10 protein-coding genes are annotated in these 15,008 nt (G+C 60.3%); 1 reads left to right on the forward strand and 9 read right to left on the reverse strand.

The features are described 5' to 3' along the window. Nucleotides 1-79 precede the first annotated feature (79 nt). From astD to ACTJLA_RS24370, 4 genes are all read right to left on the reverse strand, one after another. A complete protein-coding gene (gene astD, locus ACTJLA_RS24355) occupies nucleotides 80-1,549 on the reverse strand; it encodes a succinylglutamate-semialdehyde dehydrogenase (RefSeq protein ID WP_164919372.1) in 1,470 nt (489 codons plus the stop codon). Continuing rightward, on the reverse strand, nucleotides 1,546-2,571 hold the full coding sequence (gene astA / locus ACTJLA_RS24360) for an arginine N-succinyltransferase (protein WP_003193612.1): 1,026 nt from the start codon (nucleotides 2,569-2,571) through the stop codon (nucleotides 1,546-1,548). The genes astD and astA overlap by 4 nt, the downstream gene beginning before the upstream one ends. 51 nt (nucleotides 2,572-2,622) lie before the next feature. After that, entirely contained in the window at nucleotides 2,623-3,642 is a 1,020-nt protein-coding gene (gene aruF / locus ACTJLA_RS24365) for an arginine/ornithine succinyltransferase subunit alpha (protein ID WP_015885475.1), read from the reverse strand. A 212-nt stretch (nucleotides 3,643-3,854) separates the two neighbouring features. Next, on the reverse strand, nucleotides 3,855-5,075 hold the full coding sequence (locus tag ACTJLA_RS24370; protein WP_096143499.1) for an aspartate aminotransferase family protein: 1,221 nt from the start codon (nucleotides 5,073-5,075) through the stop codon (nucleotides 3,855-3,857). A 388-nt stretch (nucleotides 5,076-5,463) separates the two neighbouring features. On the opposite strand from ACTJLA_RS24370, the gene ACTJLA_RS24375 reads away from it, so the two are divergent. After that, nucleotides 5,464-10,491, forward strand: a complete 5,028-nt coding sequence (locus ACTJLA_RS24375; RefSeq protein WP_314544858.1) for a leucine-rich repeat domain-containing protein — start codon at nucleotides 5,464-5,466, stop codon at nucleotides 10,489-10,491. A gap of 8 nt (nucleotides 10,492-10,499) precedes the next feature. Here ACTJLA_RS24375 and argR read toward each other — a convergent pair whose 3' ends face one another. The 5 genes from argR to ACTJLA_RS24400 form a co-directional block, all read right to left on the reverse strand. Further along, the gene (argR, locus tag ACTJLA_RS24380; RefSeq protein WP_034128470.1) at nucleotides 10,500-11,480 is read right to left on the reverse strand and encodes a transcriptional regulator ArgR; all 981 of its coding nucleotides are present in this window, start codon (nucleotides 11,478-11,480) and stop codon (nucleotides 10,500-10,502) included. A gap of 218 nt (nucleotides 11,481-11,698) precedes the next feature. Then, complete coding sequence (locus ACTJLA_RS24385; protein WP_014719598.1) at nucleotides 11,699-12,463, reverse strand: ABC transporter ATP-binding protein; 765 nt, start codon at nucleotides 12,461-12,463, stop codon at nucleotides 11,699-11,701. Nucleotides 12,464-12,490: 27 nt separating this feature from the next. Next, nucleotides 12,491-13,603 carry a succinylglutamate desuccinylase/aspartoacylase family protein gene (locus ACTJLA_RS24390; protein WP_236454985.1) on the reverse strand — a complete coding sequence of 371 codons (1,113 nt, stop codon included), beginning with the start codon at nucleotides 13,601-13,603 and terminating at the stop codon, nucleotides 12,491-12,493. 1 nt (nucleotide 13,604) lies between these two features. Further along, nucleotides 13,605-14,303, reverse strand: coding sequence for an ABC transporter permease (locus tag ACTJLA_RS24395; protein WP_003193625.1), 699 nt, complete (start codon nucleotides 14,301-14,303; stop codon nucleotides 13,605-13,607). Beyond that, the gene (locus ACTJLA_RS24400; RefSeq protein ID WP_003193627.1) at nucleotides 14,300-14,989 is read right to left on the reverse strand and encodes an ABC transporter permease; all 690 of its coding nucleotides are present in this window, start codon (nucleotides 14,987-14,989) and stop codon (nucleotides 14,300-14,302) included. Before ACTJLA_RS24400 ends, ACTJLA_RS24395 begins: the two co-directional genes overlap by 4 nt. Nucleotides 14,990-15,008: the final 19 nt, after the last annotated feature.

Consider the following 15,008-nt stretch of genomic DNA (forward strand, 5'->3'; position numbering starts at 1 on the left):
CCCCCCCCCCCCCCCCCCCCCCCCCCCCCCCCCCCCCCCCCCCCCCCCCCCCCCCCCCCCCCCCCCCCCGCTCCCACATTTAGATCAGCGTTATACCTGGCGTGAGCGTTGCCGGGACTATCAGGCTTGGCGTTTCCAACGACGCCACCGGGTACGCGCAATAATCCGCCGCGTAATAGGCACTGGCGCGATGATTGCCCGACGCCCCGACACCACCGAACGGCGCGGTACTGGCAGCGCCGGTCAACTGCTTGTTCCAGTTGACGATACCGGCGCGGCTTTCCAGCCAGAACTGCTGGTAACGCGCTTCGGAGTCCGACAACAGGCCAGCGGCCAGGCCGTACTGGGTGTTGTTGGCCTCAGCGATGGCACCGGCAAAATCCGCATAGCGGATCACCTGCAGCAGCGGGCCGAACAGCTCTTCGTCTTCACGTTCCGTCACCCCGGTTACGTCGATGATTCCAGGGGTCAACAATGCGGCCTGAGCCTGAGGCTGGGTCATTTCCAGCAGTGCCACGGCGCCATTGGCCAACATCAGTTCCTGGGCTTGCATCAAGGCTCTGGCCGCAGCCAGGGAGATCACCGACCCCATGAACGGCGCCGGTTGCTGATCGAAAGCGCCCACTTCAATGCTCGCACTCACCGCCACCAGGCGCGCCAGCAAGGCATCGCCCCAGGCACCTTGCGGCACCAGCAAGCGGCGCGCGCAGGTGCAACGCTGGCCCGCCGAGATAAACGCCGACTGGATGATGGTGTACACCGCCGCATCCACGTCGGCGACTTCGTCCACGACCAGCGGGTTATTACCGCCCATTTCCAGGGCCAGGATCTTGTCGGGCCGCCCTGAGAATTGCTGGTGCAAGTGATTGCCGGTGCGGCTGGAGCCGGTAAAGAACAGGCCGTCGATGCCTGGGTTGGCCGCCAGGGCGATGCCGGTTTCCCGCGCGCCTTGCAGCAGGTTCAGCACGCCCGCCGGCAAACCGGCTTCGATCCAGCACTGTACGGTCAGCTCAGCGACCTTGGGGGTCAGCTCGCTCGGCTTGAACAGCACGGTATTGCCCGCCAGCAACGCCGGGACGATGTGCCCATTGGGCAAGTGCCCAGGGAAGTTGTAAGGGCCGAACACCGCCACCACACCGTGGGGTTTATGGCGCAACACAGCGGTGGCGTCGCCCAGGGGGCCGCTCTTCTCGCCGGTACGCTCGCGGTAGCTTTGCACCGAGATCGCAATCTTGTTGGCCATGCTGGTGACTTCAGTGGCCGACTCCCACAGTGGCTTGCCGGTTTCTTCGCCAATGCAGCGGGCGATTTCATCGGCACGGCTTTTAAGCGTGGCGGCGAAGGTTTCCAGCACGCTGATGCGTTCTTCGAGCGGGCGCTTGGCCCATGCCGGGAATGCCTGGCGCGCAGCCTGCACGGCGGATTCGACCTGTTCGGCACTGGCACCATTGCCAGCCCACAGCACTTGCTGAGTCACCGGGTTGCGCGATTCAAACAGCTCACCCTGGCCAGCCAGCCAGCTACCTGCGATATACAGCGAATTCATTATTTGGACTCCCGAGCAGCAGACAACGCAACAGCACGCACTTGATCACCCACCACCAGTTGCAGGCGCTTGGCGGTCTGTGGATCGACCACCAGCGTACCTGCCGCCAGACGGGCCGGAGCGGCGGTGATACGGCATTCCTCGCGCTTGCGGTTATGGATCAGGAACGGCGTGGCATCGTCCCCCGGCGTGCCGATGGCCAACACCAGTGACTGGCTGTCGCGCACCGCACGGATCTTGCTGGTTTCACATTCCACCGCCGGGCCGGCGTCGAAAATATCCACATAGCCCTGGTAGCTGAAGCCTTCGCTCTTGAGCATGCTCAGCGCCGGCTCGGTGTCCGGGTGGACCTTGCCGATTACATTGCGCGCGTCTTCGGAGAGAAAGCAGCTGTACAGCGGGAACTTGGGCATCAGCTCGGCGATAAACGCCTTGTTGCCTACGCCCGTGAGGTAGTCGGCCTGGCTGAACTCCATCTTGAAGAAGTGCCGGCCCAGGCTTTCCCAGAACGGCGAACGCCCGGCGTCGTTGGACACACCGCGCATCTCGGCAATGATCTTGTTGCCGAACAGTTGCGGGAACTCGGCGATAAACAACATGCGCGCCTTGGCCAGCATGCGACCGTTGAGGCCGTTGCGGTAATCGGCATGCAAAAACAACGAGCACAATTCGGAATTACCGGTGAGGTCGTTGGCCAGGAACAGCGTCGGTATCTCACGGTAGATATTCAGTTCCTGGGAAGCGCTGACAGTCAGCCCAACCCGGAAGTTGTACCACGGCTCGCGCAGGCCAACGGCGCCAGCGATGGCGGAGATTCCCACCACGCGGCCTTCGTCGTTTTCCAGCACGAACAGGTAGTCGGCATCGCCGCGCCCGGCTTCGCCGCGAAAGGTTTTTTCCGCCCAGCCCACCCGGTGGGTCAGGCGCTCTTCGTTGGCCGGCAAGGTGGTGAGGCCGGTGCCAGTGCTGCGCGCCAGGTCTATCAGGGCCGGTAAATCGCTGCTGCGTACGGGACGAACGATCATGCTATCTCCTCGAACGGGCCGCTGTTGTCAGCCACCCGCGAAACTCTCTTTTTAAACCGCAACCAGGCGCACACTGGCGCCTTCGCCAACGCCCAGCGCTTCGGCTGCCGCCAGGTCCAGGGTCACTGGTTTGCCGGGCGCGTAGTCCAGCTCCAGCATCACCGCACGGTAATCCTGCAACTGCGCGTTGCTCACCAGGTACTGGCGGCCAACCCCCTTGACCATCTCACCGATTTTCACTGGCACCACGCGGCTCTGGGCAATCGAGCGAATGCCCGAGACCCGGGCGTGCAGCGTCGGGCCACCGTCGAAGATGTCGATGTAATGGTCAGTTTCGAAACCTTCACGCATGAGGATGTCGAAGGTGATTTGCGCACGCGGGTGCACCTGGCCCATGGCTTCTTGCGCTTCGTCCGGCAGCAGCGGCACGTAGATCGGATAGTGCGGCATCAGCTCGGCGAGGAAGGTACGGCTTTTCAGCCCGCACAGGCGCTCGGCGGCGGCGTAGTTGAGGTCGAAGAAATTGCGGCCAATGGCATCCCAGAACGGCGAGTCACCGTTCTCGTCGCTGTAGCCGACAATCTCGGTCACCACCGAGTCGGCAAAGCGCTCGGGATGGCTGGCGACAAACAGCAGTCGGCCACGGGAATTGAGTTCCGACCACGGCGAACCGACCAGCGCAGGCTTCACGTAGAAACTGGTGAGCAGGCTGTTGCCGGTAAGGTCGTGGCACTGGGAAAGCACGTGGATCTTGTTGTGGATCTTCAGCTCGCGGGAGGCGTGTACGAAGGTCTCGTTACGAAAGCTATAGAACGGCTCGGAGTAACCGGCCGAGGCCACGATGGCCGAGCAGCCGGCGAGCTTGCCGGTCTCGGTGTCTTCCAGCACGAAGAAATAGCTCTCTTCACCGTTGAAACTCACCTCGGCCGCAAAAGAAGCTTCGCTGGCCGCGATCTTGTCGCTCAGGCGTTCCACATCATCCGGCAAGGAGGTGACACCAATCGGGCTGTCCGCAGCCAGACGCTGTACCTCGCCCAGATCAGCCATTTGCGCGGGGCGCATCACCAGCATGGTGTCACTCCTTAACTCGAAAACTCACAGAGGAAAAAATGCCGGACACAGGCCCTGGATACACATCGGTCTCAATGTGTCAGCAGATCCATGTGGGAGCTGGCTTGCCTGCGATACAGGCAACTCGGTATATCAATGTCACCGAGGTGATGCTATCGCAGGCAAGCCAGCTCCCACATGTGTTCAGGTCCGGCCAATAAAATGTGTCGCTATCAGGCTTGCGTCAACGTCTTCACAGCACGCTCAAAACGATCCAGGCCTTCATTGATGTCCGCCTCTTCCACCACCAGGCTCGGTGCAAAACGCACCACGTCGGGGCCGGCTTGCAGGATCATCAAGTTCTCTTTTTCGGCCGCGTTGAACACGTCCTTGGCCTTGCCTTTGAAGGCATCGCTGAGTACGCAACCGATCAACAAGCCCATGCCACGCACTTGGGTGAAGATGCCGTACTGCTTGCCGATCTGCTCCAGGCGCGCCTTGAACAGGTCGTGCTTGGCATTCACACCCGCCAGCACTTCTGGGGTGTTGATCACGTCGATCACCGCTTCCGCTACCGCGCACGCCAGCGGGTTGCCGCCGTAGGTGGTGCCGTGGGTGCCGACCACCAAGTGCTTGGCCAGGTCTTCACGGGTCAGCATCGCCGCAATCGGGAAGCCGCCGCCCAGGCTCTTGGCGCTGGTGAGGATGTCCGGGGTCACACCGTAATGCTGGTAGGCAAACAGATGGCCGCTGCGGCCCATGCCGGTTTGCACTTCGTCGAACACCAGCAGCGCGTCGTTCGCGTCGCACAGTTCGCGGGCGCCTTGCAGGTAAGCCAGTTCGGCTGGCAGTACGCCGCCTTCACCCTGGATCGGTTCCAGAACCACGGCGCAGGTCTTATCGGTCACTGCCGCTTTCAGCGCAGCCAGGTCGTTATAAGGAACGTGGGTGATGCCGGTGATTTTAGGCCCGAAACCATCGGAGTACTTCGATTGGCCACCGACGTTGACGGTGAACAGGGTACGGCCATGGAAGCTGTTCAGCGCGGCGATGATCTCGTACTTCTCACTGCCAAAACGGTCGAACGCCACGCGACGGGCCAGCTTGAAGGCGGCCTCGTTGGCTTCGGCGCCGGAGTTGCAGAAGAACACGCGCTCGGCAAAGGTGGCGTCGATCAGCTTGTGGGCCAGGCGCAGCGCCGGCTCATTGGTGAACACGTTGGAGACGTGCCAGAGTTTGTTGGCCTGTTCGGTCAAAGCACCGACCAGTGCCGGATGGGCGTGGCCCAGAACGTTAACCGCGATGCCGCCGGCAAAGTCGATCAGCTCGCGACCGGCCTGGTCCCACACGCGCGAACCTTGGCCACGCACAGGAATAAAGGCAGCAGGTGCGTAGTTGGGCACCATCACCTGGTCGAAATCGGCACGTTGCACCGGGGCTTGCTCAACGGACATCGGAGTCTCCTGAAGAGGAACGCCTGCCTGGAACTGGCGGGCGATGCAGGGATTGTAAGGACAGTTTTCAGTGGGGCCTTGTCGCCAAGCGACAACTTCTTATAGCGCCAACCCGTGTTTTTCGCGGGTTTACGCCAATGCGACAAATAGCGTCGCAATGGCGCAGTTTAAACGCTGCGGCAGGTTTACGTCAGGATCATGCAGCGAAAGGGTTGGCGCGCCCTGACGATCTAACCGCGCCTACCTGAGTTCCGGGCAGCACGGCCTCATAAGCAAGGGAGGCAAGCGCAAGATCTGCAGGTTTCTTTGCGGGCATCACTATATATGCTCCCGCCCTGCATCAAAGTTGGTGTGATGTCGCTGCCTCAACTCAATGAAGATCCAGCCCATGCCCACCCCAACTCAGACCTCGCTCTCCCAACACCTCGCACAAGTCGCAGCCGTAGTGCCCGCCGAGGTCAACCCCCGCCTACCGAAATGGCTAGGGAACGCCTCAAGTGCCCGGCGTCAGGCCCTGAAAAACAGCCCAATTGAATTCGCCGATTGGTATGGCGATGCCAACCGCACCCAGCAAGCTCCCGCCAAGAAGGCACTGGAGAACAGTTGGAAGGCGCAAAACCAAGTCGACAGCGCCCTGTCCACGCTCCAATCCCCGCAAGCATTTGCCGCACCCTTGCTGCAACAGGCACTCAAGCAGCAGTTTGACGCCGACTGCGACGTCAGCGCTATTTACCTGCGCTTGTATATCCCACAGACCACACCGCTGCTTCCCATAGAAACTGGCGCCAAAACCTGGACCGTTTCACTGGTGGAGGCGGCATTGCACAACTTTGATGCGGGCGAAAGCAAGCCGACGGCATATGCCCCAGAGTCGACATTCATTACTCAGCCCTCCGCCACCGGGCAATTCAACACGCTGCCCCAATTACGCGAGAAAATCAGCATCGCGCAATTCATTGGATTATGCCGCGCGCTGGATGTCGGCAAGCAATACCAGCGCTACCTCAAGAACCTTTTGGGCTTCAATGACGCGGCGATCAAGGCTCAACTGCGCCAAAAGGTCATCAACAGCCTGAAAGCCGACGCCCAAGCCAGCTTGCATATGGCGCAGCTGAAAAAAGATGTATCGCCCCAAGCGTTCAATGCACTTCGCAGCTTTCTCAAAAACCTGATCGGCGACCTGAACGGCAGGCCGTTGCTGTGCCATGACCTTAGCCTGATGAACGCCCCCTTGACCGGCATCGTGCTGTTCGCCGCCGACCTGGAGTCCAATCGCAGCGCCGTCCCGATGGTGGCCTACATTCCGGGCGACCCGCAATCGCCGCTCAAGTATTACGCCAACGGTCAGGCTTTCATGCAGGACCTGGCGAACAAACTGCGCAGCGCCGACTATCAGGCGTTTTTCAGCCGTTTCGTCAGGCATGAACAGCGTGGCTACTTCTTTGCCGATCTCAACAGCCGCTTATCACAGGTCGTCTGGCACGAGCATGTTTCGGGCGACCCCCGCCCTGTCTGGCGTGACGAACCCGTGGCCAAAACCAACCTGCAATTCTATGCGACGAAAATCACCAACGACCTGTACGAGCACCTGTATGAGAACAAGCTTGATAAGTTGCTCAACGATGCTCGCGTAACGGCCATTCCCACCGCCGACGCTGACAGAAATGCTCGCTGGCGGCACTGGGAGGTTGTGCAGAAAATCGGTGAAGCCATTCTCGAAATCGCCGCCTTCATCGCAACACCCTTTGTTCCGCCGCTGGGCTTACTGATGCTCGGCTATACCGCCTATCAACTGCTCGACGATGTGTTCGAAGGCGTGCTCGACTGGGCCGAAGGGCTCAAGCGCCAGGCATTCGGGCACCTGATGTCAATCCTTGAGCAAATGGTCCAACTGGGGATGTTCGCGGTCGGCGCACCGATCGCCGAAAACCTGTTGCGACAGACGCTACCGAAGGCGCTATGGGACTTCTTTGACAGACTCACTGCGGTGACCACCGACCGTAAAACCCGTCTGTGGAACCCCGACCTGGCGCCCTACGCCCACGACATTCAATTGGCTCCAGGGTCGCGCCCCGGCCCGCAGGGATTACATGCCCATCAACAAAAGCAGATCCTGGCGCTGGACGGGCAATATTTCTCCATCAAACAACCCTCGGGCAACGCTAGCCTTGAACACCCTACGCGCCCCCACGCCTACCGCCCACGCGTACTGAGCAATGGCAAGGGCGCCTGGTTGACGCCCGTGGATCGCCCGTTGACCTGGAATCGCACCACCTTGCTGCGCCGGCTCGGCCCATCTGCCGAAGGTATCAGCGAAGCCGGTCTTGAAAGAGCCAGTCGCATCAGCGAGACCAATGATGACGTCCTGCGCAAACTGTACGTGGACCACCAACCGCCGCCGCCGCTGTTGGCCGACACACTCAAGCGCATCCGGATCGATGAGCAGCTGCAAACTTTCATCGACCAGATGAACAGCGATGACCCTGCGATGTATCAGAAGGCTGATACCCAAACGCAACTGTGGCTGCTGAGCCAGACGGGCCTATGGCCCGAATCCAAGACCCTGCGGTTTCTCAACGCCAAAGGTGAAACCGTCTGGGAGCACAAAGGCCATAAAAACGCCGCCGTGGCACAGATACACGAAGCCCAGATGAACAAGGGCGATTTGCTGACGATCGTGCTGGAAACCTTGAACGAGTCGGAACGCAAAACCTTGCTTGAAGAGCCGTTCGGCCCCACGCCCACCCTGCCTGCACGCACCGCCAAACTGCGCAAACAACTGGCACGCGCAGCTCAGAAAAGCCGCGCCTCGCTGTTCGACTCGCGTTATCGCGGGCTGGAGATAACCGCTGACGCACGCCTGCAAACCATCATCGACGCCGCGCCCGGCCTGCCAACGAGCGCCGCCGAAGATGTATTACGCTGCTCCACCGGCCAGCAGTTGCTGGACATCGACCAAGGCAAGGTACCCGCACCGGTACTTGAGCGAGCACGCTGGGCCGCTCATCACGTTCGAATCAGCCGGGCGCATGAAGGGTTGTACATGACCGCTCTGGAAAACAGCGACACCCACCGCCTCGCCCTGCACTCGCTGGAAAACCTGCCGGGTTGGTCGCCGTCTGTGCGCCTGGAAGTGCGCGATTTCAAGCAAACCGGCAAGCTGCACGATGCGATCGGCGCTCCTGAAGCACCGATCAAACGCACCCTGGTGCGTACCATCGACGGCGAGTACATCCCCGAAGACGAAAAAGGCATGGTGCTTGCCGAAACGGATTTTTACACTGCCGTCCTGCAGGCCCTGCCTGACACTCAGCGCGATGCGCTGGGCATTCATATCGGCCAGGGTCCGTTGTTGCGGCAAACCTTGAGCCAGCGCCCCCTGACACGTGAAGCGCTCGGCGCGTTGTTGGCCCAGGATCCAGTGCGCAAACCTGCCTACGACCCGAGGCTGATGCGCCTGCCCGGCGGCATGGAAGGCTACCCCGCCACACCGCCAGAGGCCGGCAACACCCCCGAATTGGCGTTGTTACACGAGCTGTACCCTGGCCTGAGCCCGCAAGAGCTGACTCAGACACTGGACATTTTGAACAGCTATCCCAGCACTCCCTTACAGACGCTCCGCTACCTGAAAAACGAGCTTTTACGACTGAAAACCGATCTGATGGCCTGGCGCTCGAGCCTCTTGCAGGCCTCTCTCAACACCGATGCCCCGCTACCCCCTTCCACCGTCGCCGAAGCGGAACTGCACCGCTGGATATGGACACAAGAACTGCTCCGCGGCTGGCGCCATGAAACGCCGATCGATACTGACCACGCAATCGGACGCACACTGAACCTTGGCTACCCCATACACGGCGAACTGCCTGTACTCAATGCAAACTTCGATCACATTTCCAGTTTGACGCTAAAGGGTTACTCCACTACCCGGGGAGCGCCAGGTTTCCTCACCCACTTCCCCAACCTACGTACGTTGCATCTGAGCGACGTTGCCCTCAACACAATTCCTCCCGAGGTCATCGCACTTTCTCACCTTGACAGACTGACGCTGCGCAACTGCAACCTGACCCTGCAAAACCGCGCAGACCTAGATCCCTTCACAGGACTCAAAAGCCTGGACCTGTCCAACAACAATCAGCTGTCACGGTCTCCCAACCTTGGGCACATGCCCGAACTACAGACGCTGAACCTGAGCGGAACCCATATCTCCCTGTTTCCCGAGAACTTGCTCAATCGCCCCCAACTAGTCAGCGCCGATCTGAGCAACAACTATTTGAGTCGGCTGCCTGATTTGATCTTCCAGCTGCCAGGCAATGCCGCCAAAGCCTTTAACCTGTCAGGCAACGGGTTCTCACGCGCCACGCTGCAGAGGATCAAAGCCTATTGCCAGATAACCGGCGAACATTTTGGTGCTGATGCCAACCCCGCGCAGCGGCTTATGGTGCAAGCGCTTTACCCCAAGTACAGCGTCGACCAGGCGAATAACTTCATCTTCAGGCTGCCCGGCGGCCTGGACGACTCAATGGCACACTTGGTGCGCTTGAAAGCGGACTACGAGCGTCTTCAAGCCGATTTGCAGGAATGGATAGTGAGTGTGCCGGCGCAGCATCCGCGTACGAGGGCACCACTGGACGAGCAAGCCCAGGCTCAGCAGCAGTTGGTGCGAGACGAACTCAAAACAGTGCTGGAAGCAGCCTGGCGACGGGAAACCGCTCTGGACTCCGACCAAGAGCCGCCCGCCGCCTCCCATGAAATGGAAGTGACGCTGGCGCCGCTAGGCGATCTACCGTCATTGAATATCGATTTCGAGCACATTTCGAAGCTGGAATTGAGAGCAGAGGAAACTACGTCGATTCCCCAGGGATTTCTCGAGCACTTTCCCAACCTGGAAAGCCTGCTGATCTACCGCTATGCCTTGAACGACATTCCTGGCGCCGTGTTCAATCTACCCAAACTCAAGTCACTGAGCCTTGCAAACAGCCATATTCGCTTGACCACCACCAGCGCCGACGCCCTGAGCGACCTGCAGAACCTTGAGTACCTGGACCTGAGTCATAACCCGCTGGGCGTCGCGCCCGACATCAGCAAAATGTCGGGACTGACAGGTTTGATGATCGAAGAAGCCGGCCTCACGCAAGTGCCGAACGGAATATTCAACCTGCCATCGCTTGATCAAGTGAGCTTGCGCAACAACCAGATTAGCGAGCTACCCAGCGACCTCCTTGAAATGGATGCAGACAGAGCCCAGGGCTTCGACCTCAGCGGCAACCCCTTCTCGCCCGCGGCGATCGCCATGCTGCGCAGTTATTACAACCGCACGGCGGTAAGTTTCGATGTACCGGAAGCTTTACAACCCCCGCCGATCAATCCCAACCAGGACTCCGTCAGCGGTGGACCCGACACAGAGGGCGATGAATAGCCCGCCGCTCAACCGCGCTCGGAGGGCACCGACGACAACTCGAACGGGCTGCTGCTGCGCCGTTGGTTGCGGTCTTCACGGGGAGTAGCGCCGAAGAAGTTACGGTAGGCGCTGGAGAAATGCGGCCCCGAGGAGAAGCCGCACGACAGGCCGATCTGGATGATCGACTTGCTGGTTTGCATCAACATCTGGCGCGCCTTGTTCAGGCGCAGTTCCAGGTAATACTGGCTGGGAACGCGGTTAAGGTACTGCTTGAAGATGCGCTCCAGCTGTCGTCGTGACACGCACACGTGCTGGGCAATTTCATCGGTGGTCAGCGGCTCTTCAATATTGGCTTCCATCAACAACACCGCCTGGGTCAGCTTCGGATGGCTGGAGCCCAGGCGGTTTTGCAACGGAATGCGCTGGCGCTCGCCGCCCTCACGGATGCGCTCCACCACCAATTCTTCAGACACGGCACCGGCCAACTCGGCGCCATGGTCACGGGCCAGTACCGCCAACAGCAGGTCAAGTACCGACATGCCGCCGCAAGCGGTCAGGCGATCACGGTCCCAGTCAAACAGGTGGCTGGTGGCGATGACCTTGGGGAAACGCTCGGCGAAATCGTCCTGCCAGCGCCAATGCACGGCAGCACGATAACCATCCAGCAAACCAAGCTGGGCCAATGGGTACACGCCCGCCGATAACCCGCCGATCACGCAACCAGCCCGAACCAGCTGCTTGAGCGCTGTGCTGAGCTGCGAGGCGATGGCGGCAGGCGGCTCATCCGCCAGCAGGAACAGTTTCTGAAAACCTTCCAGCTTGCCGGCCCACGGCTCGCCCGGCAGTTGCCAGGCCCCCTCGGTTTGCGGCTCGGCCTGCAGAAACGACAATTCGTAGACCACATCCGGATGCACCCGCTGAGCAACGCGCAAGGCCTCCTCAGCCAGCGCAAGCGTGAGTGCTTTTGTGCTGGGCCAAATCAGGAAACCAATTTTGTGGGCGGTCATGGAGTGCTATCCGGAGCGAAAACGGTGAAAGAAGCTGTGGGCCAATGCTAGCCCGTAAACCAACACAAATCTCAAAAACAATGAAGCCCTGCCCTCCTGTAGGAGCGAGCTTGCTCGCGAAAAACCTGAGAACGCCACGGGGTATCAGGCTTCCCGCGTTATCGTTGACGATCTTCGCGAGCAAGCTCGCTCCTACAGGGGATGGGTGGCAACCTTGACTATTTCAAGCTGCCGGACAGGAATTGCTGAAGGCGCTCGGACTGCGGGTTCACCAGCACTTCCCTCGGATTGCCACGCTCTTCAACAATGCCTTTGTGCAAAAACACCAACTGGTTCGACACTTCCCGGGCAAAGCCCATTTCGTGGGTCACCACCACCATGGTGCGGCCTTCCTGGGCCAGGTCCTGCATGACCTTGAGCACTTCGCCCACCAACTCCGGATCCAGCGCCGAAGTAGGTTCGTCGAACAGCATCACCTCAGGTTCCATCGCCAGCGCACGAGCAATCGCTACGCGCTGCTGCTCGCCACCGGACATGTGGCCCGGGAACGCATCCTTACGATGGCCCACGCCGACTTTGGCCAGGTAATGCTCGGCCTTTTCACGGGCCTCTTTCTTCGATATGCCCAACACGTGCACCGGGGCTTCCATCACGTTTTCAATCGCGGTCATGTGCGACCACAGGTTGAAATGCTGGAACACCATGGACAGGCGTGAACGCATACGTTGCAGTTGCTTGGGGTCGGCAGCCTTCATGGCGCCGTCCTTGTTGGCCACCAGTTTCAGCTCTTCGTTATTGAGCAGAATCTTGCCGGCGTGGGGCTGCTCCAGCAGGTTGATGCAGCGCAAAAAGGTACTTTTGCCCGAACCGCTGGAACCGATGATGCTGATCACATCACCGGCGGCGGCGGCCAGGGACACACCCTTGAGCACTTCATGACTGCCATAGCGTTTATGCAGGTCTTGGACTTCAAGCTTGTACATGCGGTCGGTTCTCACAAAAACAGGTGGTCAGTCGTTGAGCAAGCGCCCGTGACGCAGCGCTTCGCGCCCCGCCACCTTGGCCAGCCAGAAACCCGCTTGGGCATAACGTAGCCGTTCAACGGCAAACAACACCCCCGAGGTGCCCGCGCAAATAGTGCTTACGCGGTCAGTCAGGGGGTCAATCACTTCAAAAATCTCGTCGCCGGTTTCTATCCAGTCGCCCGCTTTACGCAGGTAACTGATCACCCCGGCATGGGGCGCGAACAGCAGTTCGGTGCCCTCGAAAGGCACACCTTCGCAAGGTTCGTGTTGCGGCGCGGGCCACTCGCCCTTGATCAAGCCTTGTTCGGCGAGGAACGCAAGGATGCCTTCGGCGTGGAAGATGGCTTCATCACGGCCGGTGTCGGCCTGGCCGCCCAACTCCAACGTCGTTGCCAGGCAGGCCAGCGGAATCTGCGCCTGCGGGAACATGCGCGACAAACGCAGCCACGGCAACGAGCACGCCTCGTCAAACGAACTGCCGCCGGAATCTTCCGCCAGCAGGCCGACCTTCACATTCAGATGTGCCGACAGCGACCGCCACTGCGGCCAGTGTTGGGGCAGCGCGTACATGTGCAGTGCGGCTTCGGCGTCGCAATGCAAGTCCAGCACCACATCAGCGGTGCACGCATGGCTCAGCAGGATACGCTGCATGCCTTGCAACTGGCTGCTCGGCTCGGGCAAGGCGGCCAGCGTATCGCTCATGGCCTGGCGAATCATGCGCACATTGGCGTGCGGGTCATCACCCAGTTTGCCTTGCAACAATGCACCGACCGGCTCGCTCAGCTCAACGAAGTCGCGATTGAAGTTCTTGCCGCTGCCCACTTCGAAACGCCCCTGGTGGCTGCCTTGCAACAGCTGGCCAAGGCCCATCGGGTTAGCCACCGGCACCAGCTCGATCACGCCGTTGAGGGCGCCCTGCTGCTCCAGCTTTGTGAGGCGTTTTTTCAGTTCCCACGCGGCACGCATACCCGGCAACTCATCGGCGTGCAGGCTGGCCTGGATATAGGCCTTGCGCTCGCCGCTGCCAAAGCGGAACACGCTCAGTTGGCGCTCGCAGCCCAAATGCCCCCAGGGCAGCAGATGATCGATACGTTCCATATCAGTGCTTCCGTGGAGCCAGGTAGCTCAGCCAGCGGCGCTCGGCCAACTTGAACAGGCGCACCAGGATGAAGGTCAGGCACAGGTAGAACACGCCAGCGGTGATATAGGCTTCGAACGGCAGGTAATACTGGGCATTGACCGTACGCGCGGCACCGGTGATGTCGATCAGGGTAACGATGGACGCCAGGCTGGTGGTCTGCAGCATCATGATCACTTCGTTGCTGTACTGCGGCAGCGCACGGCGCAGGGCCGACGGCAACAGGATGCGGCGGTACAGTTTGTAGCGCGACATGCCCATGGCCTTGGCCGCTTCGATCTCACCGTTAGGCGTGGCCTTGAGGCTACCGGCGATAATTTCGGCGGTGTAGGCGCTGGTATTGATCGCAAACGCCAGGCACGCACAGAACGTTGCGCTGGACAGCAGCGGCCACAGGAAGCTTTCGCGCACCACTTCGAACTGTGCCAGGCCGTAGTAGATCAAAAACAGCTGCACCAGCATCGGCGTGCCGCGGATCACGTAGGTGTAAAGCCAGGCCACGCCGTTGACGATCGGCTGCTTGGACACGCGCATCAAGCCCAGGGGCAAGGCCGCGAGCAGGCCGAAGAACAGCGAGATAGCGAGCAGTTTCAGGGTGGTCAGCAAGCCGCCAAGGTACAGCGGCATGGCCTCCCAGATGACGTTGTAGTCGAAGATCATAGATCAGCCGCCCTTACGCCTACCGAGTAGCGCTTCTCAAGGTAACGCAAGGCCAGCAACGACACGCTGGTGATCACCAGGTACATCGCCGCCACTGCGAGGAAGAAGGTAAAAGGCTCGCGGGTGGCGTCTGCCGCCTGCTTGGCCTTGAACATCATGTCTTGCAGACCTACCACCGAAATCAGCGCGGTGGCCTTGGTCAATACCAGCCAGTTGTTGGTAAACCCAGGGATCGCCAGCCGAATCATCTGCGGCACCATCACCCGGAAAAACACCTGGAAGCTGCTCATGCCATACGCCAGGCCGGCTTCAGCCTGCCCCTTGGGAATGGCCATGAAGGCGCCACGGAAAGTTTCCGACAGGTAGGCGCCAAAGATGAAACCCAGGGTGCCGATACCGGCGGCCAAGGGGTTCAAGTCGATATAGTCGTCAAAGCCCAATAGCGGCGCGACGCGGTTAAGCAAGTCCTGGCCGCCATAGAAAATCAGCAGGATCAGCACCAGGTCGGGGATCCCGCGGATCACCGTGGAGTACAAGTCACCCAGCCAAGCCAACCAGCGCACCGGCGACAGGCGTAACGCGACCCCGATCAGACCCAGAACAATGGCCAAGGCCATGGACGACAAGGCGAGCTGAAGCGTCAACCAAGCGCCATCGAGGATAACGGCCCCGTAGCCTTTCAACATGATTCAGGTCCTCGAAAAG

This window comes from Pseudomonas sp. 22072 (assembly GCF_052046095.1).
GTDB classification, from domain to species: domain Bacteria; phylum Pseudomonadota; class Gammaproteobacteria; order Pseudomonadales; family Pseudomonadaceae; genus Aquipseudomonas; species Aquipseudomonas paracarnis.

Coding starts and splice junctions, on each gene's coding strand:
- aruF (WP_015885475.1), bottom strand. CDS start 3,642: ATGCTGGTGATGCGCCCCGCGCAAATGGCTGATCTGGGCGAGGTACAG.
- ACTJLA_RS24390 (WP_236454985.1), bottom strand. CDS start 13,603: ATGGAACGTATCGATCATCTGCTGCCCTGGGGGCATTTGGGCTGCGAG.
- ACTJLA_RS24395 (WP_003193625.1), bottom strand. CDS start 14,303: ATGATCTTCGACTACAACGTCATCTGGGAGGCCATGCCGCTGTACCTT.
- astA (WP_003193612.1), bottom strand. CDS start 2,571: ATGATCGTTCGTCCCGTACGCAGCAGCGATTTACCGGCCCTGATAGAC.
- ACTJLA_RS24375 (WP_314544858.1), top strand. CDS start 5,464: ATGCCCACCCCAACTCAGACCTCGCTCTCCCAACACCTCGCACAAGTC.
- ACTJLA_RS24370 (WP_096143499.1), bottom strand. CDS start 5,075: ATGTCCGTTGAGCAAGCCCCGGTGCAACGTGCCGATTTCGACCAGGTG.
- argR (WP_034128470.1), bottom strand. CDS start 11,480: ATGACCGCCCACAAAATTGGTTTCCTGATTTGGCCCAGCACAAAAGCA.
- ACTJLA_RS24385 (WP_014719598.1), bottom strand. CDS start 12,463: ATGTACAAGCTTGAAGTCCAAGACCTGCATAAACGCTATGGCAGTCAT.
- ACTJLA_RS24400 (WP_003193627.1), bottom strand. CDS start 14,989: ATGTTGAAAGGCTACGGGGCCGTTATCCTCGATGGCGCTTGGTTGACG.